Origin of the sequence: Actinospica acidithermotolerans (assembly GCF_018139625.1) — a bacterium.
Taxonomy (GTDB): Bacteria; Actinomycetota; Actinomycetes; order Streptomycetales; family Catenulisporaceae; genus Actinospica; species Actinospica acidithermotolerans.
Map to the genome: position 1 here is coordinate 1 of NZ_JAGSOH010000038.1, position 12966 is coordinate 12966.

The following is a 12966-nucleotide window of genomic DNA, read 5'->3' on the forward strand; positions in this document are numbered from 1 at the left end:
GCGGGGATTCGGACGGCGGAGGGTCAGGCAATTGAGGCGAAAAAATTCGATCGGCGCTGTCGGGGCACGGCGTAGGGTGAGGCTGGAGGGCGGAAAAGCGCGGGCGCGCAATGCGTATCGCGCGACGGGAGGAGCGGGGCTGTGCGCGAGGTGGGCACGATCGAAGAGCTGTGGCGGTATCCCGTCAAGTCGATGCTGGGCCAACGGCTCGCGGAGGCGAAGGTCGACGAACACGGACTTCCCGGGGATCGACGGCTGGCGCTCGTCGACCGGGAGACCGGCAGGATCGCCAGCGCGAAGACGCCGCGACTGTGGCGTGAACTGCTGAAATGCGTCGCAGCAATCGATGACGGAGCACGAGCCCGTGACGACGACGCCGGCAGTGGCGGTGGCGGTGGCGGTGGCGAGCGGTACGGCGCAGCGCTTGCCGCGGCCGCCGTGCGCATCACGCTGCCCGGCGCGAAGCCGCTGTGGACTACGGATGCCGACGTCGATGAGCGACTGTCCTCGTACACAGGCCGCTCGGTGCACCTGACCGACACACCGCCCGAAGGTGCGACGCTCGAGCGCTCGATCCCCGACGCGATCTTGGCCGCCGGCGTGAACGCGGAGGTCGACGCGGCGCTCGTCGAGATCGGGAGCGGCTCGCCGCCCGGGACGTTCGTCGACTTCGCGCCGCTGCACCTGATCACGACGTCCACGCTGGACCGGATCGCCGAGCTCAGTCCGCGCGGAGCGATCGAACCGCAGCGCTACCGTCCGAACCTGGTGATCCGCACCACGGGCCGCGGCGTCGCAATGGGAGATTTCCCCGCCACCGGCTTCCTCGAGAACGACTGGCTCGGCCGCGAGGTCCGCATCGGTCCCGACCTTCTCATTGAGATCATCGCCGCGACCCCGCGCTGCGCGATCCCGACGCTGGAGCACGGTCCGCTGCCTCGGGACCCGATGGCCCTGCGCACCGTCGCCACTCACAACCGCATCCCCCCGCTCGCAGATGTCGCTCCGGAGCCCTGCGCCGGAGCCTATGCTCGAGTCATAGTGCCCGGAAGGATCGAGCCGGGCGACAAGGTCCTGGTGAGCGTGGACTAGGAGGCATTGAACCGTATGCCGAATAGATTTCGACTCAAGCGCGTGTACGACCCTGCCGCGAAGGAGGACGGCACGCGGGTGCTGGTCGACCGGCTGTGGCCGCGCGGCGTGAAGAAGGAGAACGCGCACCTCGACGAGTGGGCCAAGGACCTCAGCCCGTCGACCGAGCTGCGCAGGTGGTTCCACGCCGACCGCGATTCCCGCTTCGAGGAGTTCGCGCACCGCTACGCCGCCGAGCTGTCCAGCCCGGACCAGCAGGAGCGCCTCGCCGACCTGCGGGCAAAGGCGAAATCCGGCCCGGTGACGCTCCTGACCGGCGCCGCCGACCCGTCGCACAGCCACCTGGCCGTACTCCTCGACGAGCTCACTGCGAAAAAGTGATCGGCGGCGCCCGATCAGGCACGATGCGAAATTTCACATCGAGCGTTGGGAAGGCGGCCCAGGGTCCCCCAAAGTGATCGGCGGCGCCCGACGTCCCCGACGCCCCGTCGGCCCCGTCGGCCCCCGGACGCGGCATACCCCGGCGGCTAGCTTCCGTCGCGAAGGTTCTTCGGCGCGCCTTCGCTGTAAGCGATCTGAGCGAACGTCACGGTGATGCCGTCCCCGGCCGGGGATTGGGCGAGGAATCCGACGCGGACGGAGTCACGGGCCTCGGCGGGTTCGTCGAGGGTGAAATAGCGCAGCATGTCCCAGCGCGTGCCGTCGGCGGAGGTGTGGAAGGCCCAGGCGGGACCGGTGCGGGTGAGACGGAGCCACAAGGTGTTGCCGTCCTCGACGGTGAAGGCGTTGGAGTCGTCCGAGTGGCGGCGGGTGACGACGCTGACGGCCATCGGCTTGCCGTGCGGGCTGAGCTCGAAACAGGCCTTCGCGAAGTGGTCCTCGTCGGACCAGATCAGCAGCACACCGGCGTCGAACTGCGCGCTGAACGGGACGGTGACACGGGCGGAGAGGGTGAAATCGCCCTGCGGCGGGACGCCGACCAGGAATCCCGCGTCCGGGTTGTAGTCGCCGCCTGCGGGATCGTGGAAGAGGTCGGAGCGGCCCTCGCCGGTCAGCGTGAGGGTGCCGGCCTCGTCCACGGCGAAGGCGCAGTGCCTTCCGCCTGCCGGGGCGAGCGGGAACGGCAGCGCGGGATGTATCAGCTCATTCATTCCCGCATCCTCCCGCCGACCCGCTCGCCGGGTCAACGCACATTCGGCGAGGCGGGATCGCCGGCGAAGGACTGGCTGCCGAGCACGCGCAGCAGCTTGAGCTTGTCGGCGGTGTCGGTGCCGGGACGTGCGGTGAACAGGATGAGTTTCTGCTCGCCGGAGGGGGCGAGGAGGACTTCGCAGTCGAGTTCGAGGCGGCCGACTTCGGGGTGCAGGAGGGTCTTCGAGGCGCTGCGGCGTACGGCGACGTCGTGCCGCTCCCAGAGCTCGCGGAACTCGGCGCTCGCGTCGAGGAGGTCGCGGATGAGGTCGTTGACGTCGCTGTCCTGGGGACGCTGTGCGTGGACGGCGCGGAGGTTGGCGACGTTGCTGGCGAGGACGCCGGGGAGATCCTCGGGGACGACGGTGGTGCGCGCGGCCGGGTTGGTGAAGAGGTTCCAGGTGGCGTTGCCGAGACGCCCGGGCAGCGCGGGCGCGCCGAAGAGGGCCGCGGCCAGGGCGTTGCGCGCGAGGATCTGGCCGCTGTCGCTGACGACCTGGGCTGGTGCGTCGACGAGCCGGTCGAGGATGAGCAGGATCCCCGGGCGTACGTGGGCGGCCGCCGATTCGCGCGCGATGGTCTGATAGCCGGCGATGCGGTGCAGGTAATCGCACTCGTCCTCGGTCAGCCGCAGGGCTCGGGCGAGGGCCTTGATCACCTGTTCGGACGGATAGGCGCCGCGTTGCTGCTCCAAACGGGCGTAGTAGTCGACGGAGATTCCAGCCAACTGGGCGACGTCCTCGCGACGCAGGCCCGGCGTTCGCCTGCGTCCGCGCGGCGGGAGGCCGACGGACGCGGGGTCCACGCGCTCCCGGCTGCGGCGCAGGAAGTCCGCAAGGGCGGCGCGGTCGACGATCCCGGTCATGGAGTCGATTTTCCCCCGGCTGGTGCGGCGTAGCCAGGGACAGGGAGTCCGAGGCTACGGCGGTCTCTGCAATAACCGGGCACGCCGCGGAAGGCTGGGTGGGGTCAGGAGGTCGACGGAAGTCGACGAGAGTCGATGGAGGTCGATGAAAGTCGATGACGGTTGACGAGGGTCGATGGAAGTCGACGACGAGAGCAGAAGCCGATCAATCTGCAGGGAGACGAGCGCGATGGCCACGGAAACGGACGCAGCGGTGACGGGCAGGACGGGTACAGCGGTGACGAGCGGGACTGGTACAGCGGTGGCGGGCGGGACGGGTACAGCGGTGGCGGGCAGGACGGGTGCACCGGTGACGAGCGGGACGGGTACAGCGGTGGCGGGCAGGACGGGTGCAGCGGCGATGGGCGAGACGATTCTGGTGACAGGGGCTACCGGCAAGGTCGGGGAGCGGCTGGTGCCGCGGCTGCTCGCCTGGCGGGCGGCGGGCGACGAGGTCCGGGTGCTGGTGCGCACGGCGGACGCGGCGGCGCGATTCGAGGCGCTGGGTGCGCGGGCGGTGGTCGGCGACGTGACCGACGCGGCGGATCGGAAGCGGGCGCTGGACGGGGTGACGGTTGTCGTGAACAGCGCGGCGGCATTCCGTGGTCTGGCGCAGAGCCCGGAGACGATGTACGTGGTGAACCGGGACGCGGCGGTGGCGCTGGCGCGGGAGGCCGCGGAGGCGGGCGTGCGGAGGTTCGTCCAGATCAGCACGAATCTTGCGTACGGGCCGGGCATCGGACGTCCGTTGCGCGAGGGCGACGAGTTGCGGGCCGTGGCCGGGGAGGCGTACTCGGCGTATCCGCACAGCAAGGCGGAGGCGGAGGAGCAACTGCGGGCGTTGAGCGCGGAGGTGGGGCTGGACGTCGTCACGCTGCGGCTGGCCTTCGTATACGGCGAGGGCGACCCGCATATCGAGGAGATCCTGCCGCGGTTCGCGGGTCAGGCTGCGCACTCGCTGCTCGCGATGGTGCATCACGCGGACGTGGCCCAGGCGGTTCGCGGCGCTATCGCTATTAGGCCCCTGGCGTGTTTGGGAGGTCTGTCGGATCAGGAGGGCCAAGCAGATCAGCCGGGCCAGGCGGACCGGGCGGATCAGCGGGGGCGCGGGGCGTATCGGGCGTACAACGTGGCGGGTGACGGGGCGTCGACGGTGGTTGAGCTGTTCGAGCTCGCGGGGCGGTCGTTCGACGTCGAGGCTGCCGCGGGGCGCGAGGTGGCGGATCCGTGGTTCGGCATCCCCGACACCACGCGCGCGTACCGTGAGCTGGGATTTCGACCGATCTACCCCACCGCGCGGGCGGCGTGGCGGGACGGTGCGCTGTGACGGTGCCCTGTGACGGCTCACCGCGGCCGCTCGATAGCAGAACACTCACATGCGGCTGGACATCTCGGGCGGCTCGGCGAGAAGGTGGGTACGGGCCCCCTCTCCTCGGCGACAAGGTGCAGCTCGGCCCTCGACATCGAGGGCGGCCTTGGAGAGCCGAAGACGGGCTGAGCAGAGCACGCGGTCGGCGGCAGTCTGATGCGGTCGGCGGCTGCTTGAGGTCGCGGCTGCACGCAGTCCCGGCAATCGGCGGCGGACTAAGCAGGCCGCGGGCCGGGTAGGTGCCGATCATGAAGGGGGTGGGCGCGGACGATGGCCCTGGTGGTGCAGCGATGGCAGCGCAACGGACAGCACCGGCTGTACGTGAAGGACACTGACACGCGCGCGCAGCTCGGCTACTACGACGTGCGCACCGGCAGGCTCTCAGTGAAGGACGACGCGCGCTCGTACGAGATCGTCGACGTGCTGCGGCCCTTTCTGAGCGGATCGGTGCCGGCGGGGCTGCAGCACCTGATGCCACAGTACCCTGCGACGAGCGCGGAACTGCTGGCCGAGACCGAAGGGTACGAGACCTTCTCGGCCAGCACCCCGCGCGCCAAGCAGCGCGGCACGCGTCGGCTCGCGCCGTGGCGGCGCGGCTCGAAGGGCGAGCGTGTCGTGGCACGGCGGCTGGCCCGGCTCGGGTGGGACGGCTGGGACGTGCTGCGCGCGGTGCAGGAGCACGGCGGCGACGAGGTCGAGCACCTGGTCATCGGGCCACCCGGCGTATTCACCATCAGAACGCTGCACCACCGGGGCGTACGCATCCGGGTGGGCAGCCAGGTGGTGTGGGTGGACGACGCGGTCCGCGAGTACCTGCGCAACGCGCGCTTCGAGGCAGCCGCGGTCACACGGCGACTCGGCTCGGCGCTCGGCGGCGCGACGGCGGTACCGGTGATCCCCGTGCTGGCCTTCGTCGGCGCCACCGCGATCGATACGCACGACGGGCATCCGGACGTACTGGTCGTGGCCGGCGAGCGGCTCGACGCCGAACTGCGCGATTGCCGCGGCTCCCTGAGCTTGCCCGAGCGGGACCGGATCCTCGCCGCCGCGCACCGCGTCGGACTGTGGACGATCTGACGGGCCACATCCAGGCGAGGGGCGCGCCCATGTGCGGGGCCGAGCCGAGGCCCGGAACTCGTGGGCAATCCACGTCGCCGCGATAGAGGCGGAGGTCGACGGCGCGGCGCTGTTCAGACCGGTGGCTAAGCACAGACCCGTGGCCTAAGCACAAACCGGTGGTAAGCACAGACCAGTGGTAAGCACGGACGTCCGTACCCCTGTCATTACCCCTGTCAGCGGAAAGCGGGGGGAGATTTCACACGTCGGAGCCCGAGTCTGGCGGGGCGCTGAGCTGCTGCACGTCGGCATATGAGGGGGCGTGCAGTTCGGCGGGGCCGGCGGGGCGCCCCTCGGCGATTTCCCCTGCGACGTGCAGCGCGGCGCCGAGGGCGACTCGGTAGAGCAGCGAGCCCAGGCTGATCCGGCGCACGCCGATGTCGCCGAGCTCCGTGATGCTCAGGCCGCCGGGACGGTAGAGGACGTTGAGCGGCAGGGCGATCGCCTTGACCAGCTCGGAGATCTCTGCCGGGTCGGAGATTCCGGGCACGAACACGCCGTCGGCGCCGGCGTCGCGGTACGCGGTGAGTCGGGGCAGCGTTTCCTCGCGCCGGCGATCTAGCCAGTGGGTGTCGGTCCGTGCGTTGACGAAGAGTTCCGGGACGGCGGTCTTCACGGCGGCGATCTTGGCGGCGTGCAGCGCGGGATCGGTGAGGGTCCCGTCGGGGCGGCCGTCTTCGAGGTTGAGTCCGACGGCGCCGGCCGCGGCGAGTTCGCGCGCGTAGGCGGCGACCTCGGCGGGGTCGTCGCTGTAGCCGTCTTCGGCGTCGATCGAGAGGAGGTAGCGGCGGTCTGCGCCCAGGATCTTGGCGACGCGGAGGGTCTCGTCGCGCGTGGTTCGCGCGCCGTCCGGCCGGCCTGCGGCCGCGGCTACGCCGAGGCTCGTGGTAGCTACGGCGCGGAACCCTGCGTCGGCGAGCAGTGCGGCGGACGCGTGGTCCCAGGCGTTCGGGAGCAGCAGCGGCTCGGCGCGGCGGTGGAGGGCGGCGAACTCGGTTTCGCTCATGTGGCCCACGCTATGCCCGCGAACCTTCGGCGGCGGCCGAAACGTCGCCGCGTATCGCCAGAGGTCAACTCTCCAACGGCGGTTAAAGCGTCGCCGCATATCACCGCAGGTCGTCCCTTCGGCGGTCAAAATGTCGCCACATATCGCCGCAGGCCACACCCCTTCGGCGGCAGCCGAAGCGTCGTCGCGTATCGCCGCAGGCCACACCCCTCCGGCAACAGCCGAACCGTCGCATATCGCCGCAGGCCACCCCTCCGGCGGCGGCCGAAGCGCTCCTGAACATCACCGCAGTTCACCGCACGGCCAGCGCGTCACGCGCGTGGCTTGGCCCAGCGCAGCGAATAGCGGAAGTAGAGTCGGCGGCGGTAGTGCGAATGCGGCAGGGTGGCGTGGGCCATGTCGGCGGTCTCGTGCCAGCCGGGCAGCGGTTCGACGACCGGGGCGTCGCGGGTGCCGTCGAAGTCGGGGCGCAGGTCGTTGAACCAGGCGACCGGGGTGAGCACCGCGCTGACGACCTTCTCGGGCACGGTCGTCGCGCGGGCGAGGCCTATGACGACGAGGCGGCCGCCGGGGCGGAGTATCTCGGCGGCCTTGGTCAGCGCCATGGCCTGCTCCATATGATGCAGGCTGGCCACGAAGCTGACGAAGTCGAAGCTCTCGGGCGGTATGTCCAGGTCGAGGAACTCGCCCTCGGCGAATTCGAGCCCTGGTATGCCCTGGTTCGCGGCGCGCGCGGCGTCGATCATCTCGCGGGACGGGTCGAGGCCGAGGACGCGGCGGCCGGGGCGGGCCGTGGCGAGCGCGCGAGCGAGTCGGCCGCGCCCACAGCCGACATCGAGGAGATCCCGCGCACTTGCGGGAACGGCGCGACGCACGACGCCGTGGTACGCGATGTCGTGGTTCCACGCACGGGACGTCGCGCGCTCGCCGGATATGACCGCCATACCGTACATGACGAATCACGCAGCGTAGAAGTTTCGCGTGCGGTCGCGAATTCACCCGACAGCACCAACCTTCGCGCCCTCCGCGTACCCGAACGATCTCCAGTCGGACGTCGCGCACGGATCGCCGCCTTCGGTCTCCTGGATCAGCGCGCCGGTCGCCGAGTGCGAGCAACCGGCCGCTAGCGCACGCGTCCCCGCGGCTTGAGCGGCACCTCGGGCAGCGGGGGCGCGGCGAGGCGGTCGCCCTCGTAGCCGACCACCTCGCCGAAGCGCCGATCAGCGGCCTGCCACGCCTCGCGGTAGGCCGCCACCTCCTCGGCGGTGCGCCCGATGAAGTTCCACCACATGACGATCTCCTCCTCGAACGGCTCGCCGCCGAGGATCATCACCGAGCCGCCCGCGTCGCTGCGCAGCATCAGCTCGCGCCGGCCGCAACCTAGGTAGAGCATCGTGCCCGGCTCGATCGGCACGCCGTCCACCTCGACGCCGCCGCTCATCGCGAGTGCGGCGTATTCGAAGTCGGCGACGAGCGGAAGCGCGCCGATCGCGCCGGCCCGCAGCTCCACGTCGAGCCCGACGAGCGGCGAGTGGGCGGTGCCGGGCGAGACCGCGCCGTCGAAGCGGCCGATCATCAGACGGGCGCTCAGCCCGCCCATCGTGCTGGCCAGCGGCAGTTCGTCGGCGGTATGGTGCTGGAAGGCGGGGGCAGTCTCGCGCGCGGCGTTCGGCAGCGCGATCCACAGTTGCGCGCCGTGCAGCAGCCGCGGGTGCTCGACCGGGGACTGCTCCGAGTGGGCGATACCGTGGCCCGCCGTCATCAGTCCCAACTCGTAGGGCCGAATCGTCGCCACGCTGCCCACGCTGTCGCGGTGCAGCACCTCGCCCTCGTGCAGCCAGCTCAGCGTCTGCAGGCCGGTGTGCGGATGCGGCGCCACCTGCATGCCGGAGCCGTCCGCGATATCGTCGGGACCGTAGTGGTCGACGAAGCACCAGGCACCCACCATCCGCCGGCGGATGTTCGGCAGCAGCCTTCTGACCTGGGTATTCTCGCCGAGTTGCACGGTCCGCGCAGTCAGTACCTCGTGGACCGGGGCGGCGGAGACGCGCTGCAGGCCGCCGCGGACGGTGACGGCGGGGGCCTGGTCCAGATTGCTCACGACGCTCCTGACGATCACTGTGTCGGATGCTCCTGCCATGATTGTGGTACACCGATCCAACGAGGGCGAGGCGGACAGATGAGTGAGCACGAGGCCGCAGAGGCGGTCGAGGTCGTCGACCATCCCGACGCCGAGCGGTACGAGGTGACGGTGGACGGGGTGCTCGCCGGCCGCGCGGAGTACGTGCGCGGGCCCGGGCAGATCTCCTTCACCCACACCGAGGTGGATCAGGCGTTCGGCGGCCGCGGCCTCGCCGGGCAGCTGGCCAGGAAGGCGCTCGACGACGCGAAGGCCTCCGGGCTCGAGGTGCTGCCGTTCTGCCCGTTCTTCCGCGACTGGATCGGCAAGCACCCGGACTACGCGGCGCTGGTCCCGGCGAACCGGCGCGCCGAGTTCGGGCTCTGAGCCGGCGGTCCGGACGGCAGGGAAGGGGCGGACGTGGCGCGCGGCATCTACGTGACCGGGATCGGCCGGGGCGACGGCCGGCAGGTCGTCGAGCTCGGGCTGATGGAGCTGCTCTCGCGGCGTTCCGACCGGGTCGGCGTGTTCCGGCCGCTCGCCCACCCCTCGACGGACCACATCCTCGAACTGCTGCGGGTCCGCTACCGCATCCGGCTCGCGCCCGAACTGCTGTACGGCATGGACTACGAGGCCGCGGCGGCGCTGCGGGCGGAGCGCGGCGAGGACGAGCTCGTCGGCGAGCTCGTGGACCGGTTCCGCGCCGTCGAGCGGGAGTGCGAGACGGTGCTCATCCTGGGCACCGACTTCGCGCAGACCAGCATCCCGGACGAGCTGGCGCTCAACGCGCGGCTGGCCAACGAGTTCGGCGCGCTCGTGCTGCCGGTCGTCGGCGGCGCCCGGCAGAACGCTGAGACGGTCGTCGCCGAGGTGCGCAACGCGGAGCGCGCGTACTCGGCGCTCGGCTGCAACCTGCTCGCGCTCGTCGCCAACCGCGTGCCCGCCGAGGAGACCGCGCAGGCCGCGCGGCTGCTGGACCACGCGCCGAGCGTGCCGGTCTACGTGGTGCCGGAGGATCCGGCGCTGGCCGCGCCGACCGTCGCGGAGGTCGTCGCCGAGACCGGCGGACGCGTGCTGCTCGGCGATGCGGCCGGCTTGGACCGCGACGTGCGCGGATACGTGTTCGGCGGCGCGATGCTGCCGCGCTTCCTCGACGCGCTGCAGCCGGGTTCGCTCGTCATCGCCCCGGGCGACCGGGCCGACCTGCTGATCGGCGCACTGGCCGCGCACACAGCCGGGTCCCCGGCGATCGCGGGCGTCGTGCTGACCATGGGCGAGGAGCCGAACAAGCAGGTGATGGACCTGGCCGCGCGCCTCGCCCCGGGTACGCCGGTCATCCTGGTGCCCGATCTGAGCTTCGCCACCGCCCAGCGGCTCGCCCCCCTCGAGGGCCGGCTCTCGGCGACCGGCCCGCGCAAGGTGGAGACGGCGCTCGGCCTGTTCGGCCTGCACGTGGACGTCGCCGGGCTGATCGGCCGGATCGAGCTGGACCGGCCGCAGCGGGTCACGCCGCTGATGTTCGAGCACGAGCTCCTGGAGCGGGCGCGCAGCCCGCGGCTGGCCGAGATCGTGCTCGCCGAGGGCACCGAGGAGCGGATCCTGCGCGCGGCGGACCTGCTGCTGCGCCGCAACGTGTGCCATCTGACGCTGCTCGGCGAGCCCGCGGCCGTCCGGCGCCGGATCAGCGACCTGGGCCTGAGCATGGAGACGCAGCTCGGGCTCGGCGGTGCGCCCGGCATCGGCCCGGCCCGCGCCCGGATCCTCGACCCGGCCGATCCGGCGAGCGGGCTGCGCGAGCGGTTCGCCGCCGTGTACGCCGAGCTGCGCGAGCACAAGGGCGTGACTCTGGAGCGGGCCCTCGACTCCGTGCTCGATGTGAATTACTTCGGCACGCTGATGGTGCATCAGGGGCTCGCGGACGGAATGGTCAGCGGCGCGGTGCACTCGACCGCGGCGACGCTGCGCCCGGCGCTGGAGATCATCAAGACCGCTCCGGGCGCGGCGCTGGTGTCCTCGGCGTTCTTCATGTGCCTGCCGGACCACGTGCTCGTCTACGGCGACTGCGCGATCAACCCGGATCCGGACGCCGAGCAGCTCGCGGACATCGCTATTCAGTGCGCGCGGACCGCGGCGGACTTCGGCGTCGTGCCGCGCGTCGCGATGCTCTCCTACTCGACCGGGACGTCGGGGCACGGCGTGAACGTCGACAAGGTTCGCCGCGCGGCGGAGCTGGTGCGCGAGGCGCGTCCGGACCTGCCGGTCGAGGGCCCGATCCAGTACGACGCGGCCGTCGAGCCCGCCGTGGCCGCGACGAAGCTGCCCGACTCCCCCGTCGCCGGCCGGGCCACCGTGTTCGTCTTCCCGGACCTGAACACCGGCAACAACACCTACAAGGCGGTCCAGCGCACCGCCGGCACGCTCGCCATCGGCCCGGTGCTGCAGGGCCTGCGCAAACCGATCAACGACCTCTCGCGCGGCGCGACCGTGCCCGACATCGTGACGACGGTCGCGATCACGGCGATCCAGGCGCACCAACGGGAGGCCTAGACGTTAAACGAGAGGATCTCCATCTCGCGGTAGACGGTCTCGACGTACTCGACCGGCCGACCCTCCGCGTCCTCGCGGAGCGAGACGGCCGCGAGGACGGGGTCGTCCGCCTCGGTGCCCATCAGCCGCGCCTCGCGCTCGCTGGCCCGGCGGGCCGTGAGGTGGGTCTGCGCGCCCGAGCCGAACTCGACGCCCGCCTCGCGCAGCGCCGCGACCGTGCCCTGCATGATCGGCTCCGCGACCAGCAGTCCGGGTACGAGCTCGACGATATGCGGCGGATGCCAGGAGACGGTCAGCGAGATCAGACGCTTGCGCTGATAGATGACGTATTCGCGCCGTGCGACGGAGACGTTCTCCGGCAGCTTCAATACGTCGTACACATCCTGATGAACGTGCTTCACGTGCCAATCGTCGGATTCGACGTCGGGACCGGCCCAGCCCGCGTACGTGATCTGCGCGCGCTCCATCGGACGCAGCGCGCCGGCGCCGACCAGCGTCCGTTCGAGACGTTCGGCGGGAGTCGGTATCGACTGGAAGGGCGAGACGATCGTTCCGCCGCGGTAGGAACGCACCAGGCCACGGGCCTGCAGCTCACGGATCGCGGCGTGCGCCGTCTTCGCGGACACCTCGTACCGGGCCGCGAGATCGCGTACCGAGGGAAGCTTGCTGCCCTGTTCGAGCTCCTGTTGCAGGATCTCCTCTGCCATCAGGTCGGCGATGTCACGGTACGACGTCATGCCTAGATCCTTCTGCCGCTCTTGCTCCTGAGTGTAGGTCTCATTCGGTCAAGATTCGGCCAAGACGGACCACCATTGTGGTACCACAACCGAATCGGCGGTACACCTGTAGTACTACACATTCTGCGATGGGACCGCACCGCGGAGGCCTGATGAGCGCAGCTGTATGGAGCGAGCCGCACGAGCCGGAGCCCCGTCGCCGGGACAAACGCCGGCCCGCGAGCGTCGCCAGGGACGACAGCGTCCTGACGTTCATCACGACCGTCTGCGCGCCGCGCCCACCCGTCGAACTCGACCCGCGGGTCGTCCCCGGGCCGACGGCCCGCCGGTGACGAAGTCGATGCGCATGACCGCCCTCCCACCCCCGTCGGGGCCGTCGTCTCCGCAGCCCTCGGCGCACGACCACGCACCGCGCACGTCCGCGGATCCGGGAGCTGATGCCGTCCCGGACAGCCAACCCGGCGCGGCGCCGGTCTACGACTGGACCGCGCTCGCGCTCCCGGCCTCCCCGCAGGCCGCAAGCCGGTTCCGGCGGCACGCCGTCGGCGCCGTGCACCGTTGGGGACTGCACCGTGAATCCGGCGAGACGATCGAGGCCTGCGTCAGCGAGCTCGTGACGAACGCGATCGTGCACGGCGTCGGCCGCGACGTGCTGATGATGATGTATTACACCGGAGACAGCGTGCTGACCGAGGTGTTCGGGCACGCCCACGACGAGCCCGAGATCCCGGCCACGGCCCGCTCCGACGACGCCGAGAGCGGCCGCGGCCTGCTCATCGTCGACACCCTTGCGAAGGACTGGGGCAGCGAGCACACCGGGCTCGGCCTGCTGCGCGTGTGGGCGTCGATAGCCGTGTTCGGCGGCTGATCGCCGTGGTCAGGGGG

The 12966-nt window shown here is 71.0% G+C and carries 14 protein-coding genes; 8 read left to right on the forward strand and 6 right to left on the reverse strand.

Translation table 11 applies throughout. From position 1 onward, the window contains the following. Positions 1-141: 141 nt before the first annotated feature. Positions 142-1092 carry an MOSC domain-containing protein gene (locus tag KDK95_RS37710; RefSeq protein WP_212518733.1) on the forward strand — a complete coding sequence of 317 codons (951 nt, stop codon included), beginning with the start codon at positions 142-144 and terminating at the stop codon, positions 1090-1092. 15 nt (positions 1093-1107) lie between these two features. Further along, positions 1108-1473 (forward strand): DUF488 domain-containing protein, encoded by a 366-nt coding sequence (locus KDK95_RS14820; RefSeq protein WP_212518734.1) that lies wholly within the window; start codon positions 1108-1110, stop codon positions 1471-1473. 146 nt (positions 1474-1619) lie between these two features. Here KDK95_RS14820 and KDK95_RS14825 read toward each other — a convergent pair whose 3' ends face one another. Both KDK95_RS14825 and KDK95_RS14830 read right to left on the reverse strand, forming a co-directional pair. Further along, positions 1620-2243, reverse strand: a complete 624-nt coding sequence (locus KDK95_RS14825; RefSeq protein WP_212518735.1) for a DUF1349 domain-containing protein — start codon at positions 2241-2243, stop codon at positions 1620-1622. A 32-nt stretch (positions 2244-2275) separates the two neighbouring features. After that, complete coding sequence (locus KDK95_RS14830) at positions 2276-3148, reverse strand: helix-turn-helix transcriptional regulator (RefSeq protein ID WP_212518736.1); 873 nt, start codon at positions 3146-3148, stop codon at positions 2276-2278. A gap of 400 nt (positions 3149-3548) precedes the next feature. Here KDK95_RS14830 and KDK95_RS14835 point away from each other — a divergent pair, with 400 nt between their 5' ends. Next, positions 3549-4514 (forward strand): NAD-dependent epimerase/dehydratase family protein, encoded by a 966-nt coding sequence (locus tag KDK95_RS14835; protein ID WP_212518737.1) that lies wholly within the window; start codon positions 3549-3551, stop codon positions 4512-4514. A 321-nt stretch (positions 4515-4835) separates the two neighbouring features. Then, the gene (locus KDK95_RS14840) at positions 4836-5633 is read left to right on the forward strand and encodes a nuclease-related domain-containing protein (RefSeq protein WP_212518738.1); all 798 of its coding nucleotides are present in this window, start codon (positions 4836-4838) and stop codon (positions 5631-5633) included. A gap of 238 nt (positions 5634-5871) precedes the next feature. Here the strand turns inward: KDK95_RS14840 and KDK95_RS14845 are convergent, their stop codons facing one another. The 3 genes from KDK95_RS14845 to KDK95_RS14855 all read right to left on the reverse strand — a co-directional run bounded on the left by KDK95_RS14845 (position 5872) and on the right by KDK95_RS14855 (position 8779). Further along, the gene (locus KDK95_RS14845) at positions 5872-6678 is read right to left on the reverse strand and encodes an isocitrate lyase/PEP mutase family protein (protein ID WP_212518739.1); all 807 of its coding nucleotides are present in this window, start codon (positions 6676-6678) and stop codon (positions 5872-5874) included. A gap of 311 nt (positions 6679-6989) precedes the next feature. Further along, positions 6990-7622 carry a class I SAM-dependent methyltransferase gene (locus KDK95_RS14850; RefSeq protein WP_212518740.1) on the reverse strand — a complete coding sequence of 211 codons (633 nt, stop codon included), beginning with the start codon at positions 7620-7622 and terminating at the stop codon, positions 6990-6992. 179 nt (positions 7623-7801) lie between these two features. Continuing rightward, positions 7802-8779, reverse strand: coding sequence for a pirin family protein (locus KDK95_RS14855; protein WP_212518741.1), 978 nt, complete (start codon positions 8777-8779; stop codon positions 7802-7804). A 78-nt stretch (positions 8780-8857) separates the two neighbouring features. On the opposite strand from KDK95_RS14855, the gene KDK95_RS14860 reads away from it, so the two are divergent. Together KDK95_RS14860 and pta are read left to right on the forward strand one after the other, a co-directional pair. Next, entirely contained in the window at positions 8858-9184 is a 327-nt protein-coding gene (locus KDK95_RS14860) for a GNAT family N-acetyltransferase (RefSeq protein ID WP_212518742.1), read from the forward strand. Positions 9185-9217: 33 nt separating this feature from the next. Further along, positions 9218-11344 carry a phosphate acetyltransferase gene (gene pta, locus KDK95_RS14865; protein ID WP_212518743.1) on the forward strand — a complete coding sequence of 709 codons (2127 nt, stop codon included), beginning with the start codon at positions 9218-9220 and terminating at the stop codon, positions 11342-11344. Here the strand turns inward: pta and KDK95_RS14870 are convergent. Then, positions 11341-12081 carry a GntR family transcriptional regulator gene (locus tag KDK95_RS14870; protein WP_212518744.1) on the reverse strand — a complete coding sequence of 247 codons (741 nt, stop codon included), beginning with the start codon at positions 12079-12081 and terminating at the stop codon, positions 11341-11343. The genes pta and KDK95_RS14870 overlap by 4 nt on opposite strands. A gap of 152 nt (positions 12082-12233) precedes the next feature. On the opposite strand from KDK95_RS14870, the gene KDK95_RS14875 reads away from it, so the two are divergent. Both KDK95_RS14875 and KDK95_RS14880 read left to right on the forward strand, forming a co-directional pair. Then, positions 12234-12413, forward strand: coding sequence for a hypothetical protein (locus tag KDK95_RS14875; protein ID WP_212518745.1), 180 nt, complete (start codon positions 12234-12236; stop codon positions 12411-12413). Between the two features lie 14 nt (positions 12414-12427). Next, positions 12428-12949 carry an ATP-binding protein gene (locus KDK95_RS14880; RefSeq protein WP_212518746.1) on the forward strand — a complete coding sequence of 174 codons (522 nt, stop codon included), beginning with the start codon at positions 12428-12430 and terminating at the stop codon, positions 12947-12949. Positions 12950-12966 lie beyond the last annotated feature (17 nt).

Coding starts and splice junctions, on each gene's coding strand:
- KDK95_RS14830 (WP_212518736.1), bottom strand. CDS start 3,148: ATGACCGGGATCGTCGACCGCGCCGCCCTTGCGGACTTCCTGCGCCGC.
- KDK95_RS14845 (WP_212518739.1), bottom strand. CDS start 6,678: ATGAGCGAAACCGAGTTCGCCGCCCTCCACCGCCGCGCCGAGCCGCTG.
- KDK95_RS14820 (WP_212518734.1), top strand. CDS start 1,108: ATGCCGAATAGATTTCGACTCAAGCGCGTGTACGACCCTGCCGCGAAG.
- KDK95_RS14835 (WP_212518737.1), top strand. CDS start 3,549: ATGGGCGAGACGATTCTGGTGACAGGGGCTACCGGCAAGGTCGGGGAG.
- KDK95_RS14860 (WP_212518742.1), top strand. CDS start 8,858: ATGAGTGAGCACGAGGCCGCAGAGGCGGTCGAGGTCGTCGACCATCCC.
- KDK95_RS14880 (WP_212518746.1), top strand. CDS start 12,428: ATGACCGCCCTCCCACCCCCGTCGGGGCCGTCGTCTCCGCAGCCCTCG.
- KDK95_RS14870 (WP_212518744.1), bottom strand. CDS start 12,081: ATGACGTCGTACCGTGACATCGCCGACCTGATGGCAGAGGAGATCCTG.
- KDK95_RS14875 (WP_212518745.1), top strand. CDS start 12,234: ATGAGCGCAGCTGTATGGAGCGAGCCGCACGAGCCGGAGCCCCGTCGC.
- KDK95_RS14825 (WP_212518735.1), bottom strand. CDS start 2,243: ATGAATGAGCTGATACATCCCGCGCTGCCGTTCCCGCTCGCCCCGGCA.
- KDK95_RS14850 (WP_212518740.1), bottom strand. CDS start 7,622: ATGGCGGTCATATCCGGCGAGCGCGCGACGTCCCGTGCGTGGAACCAC.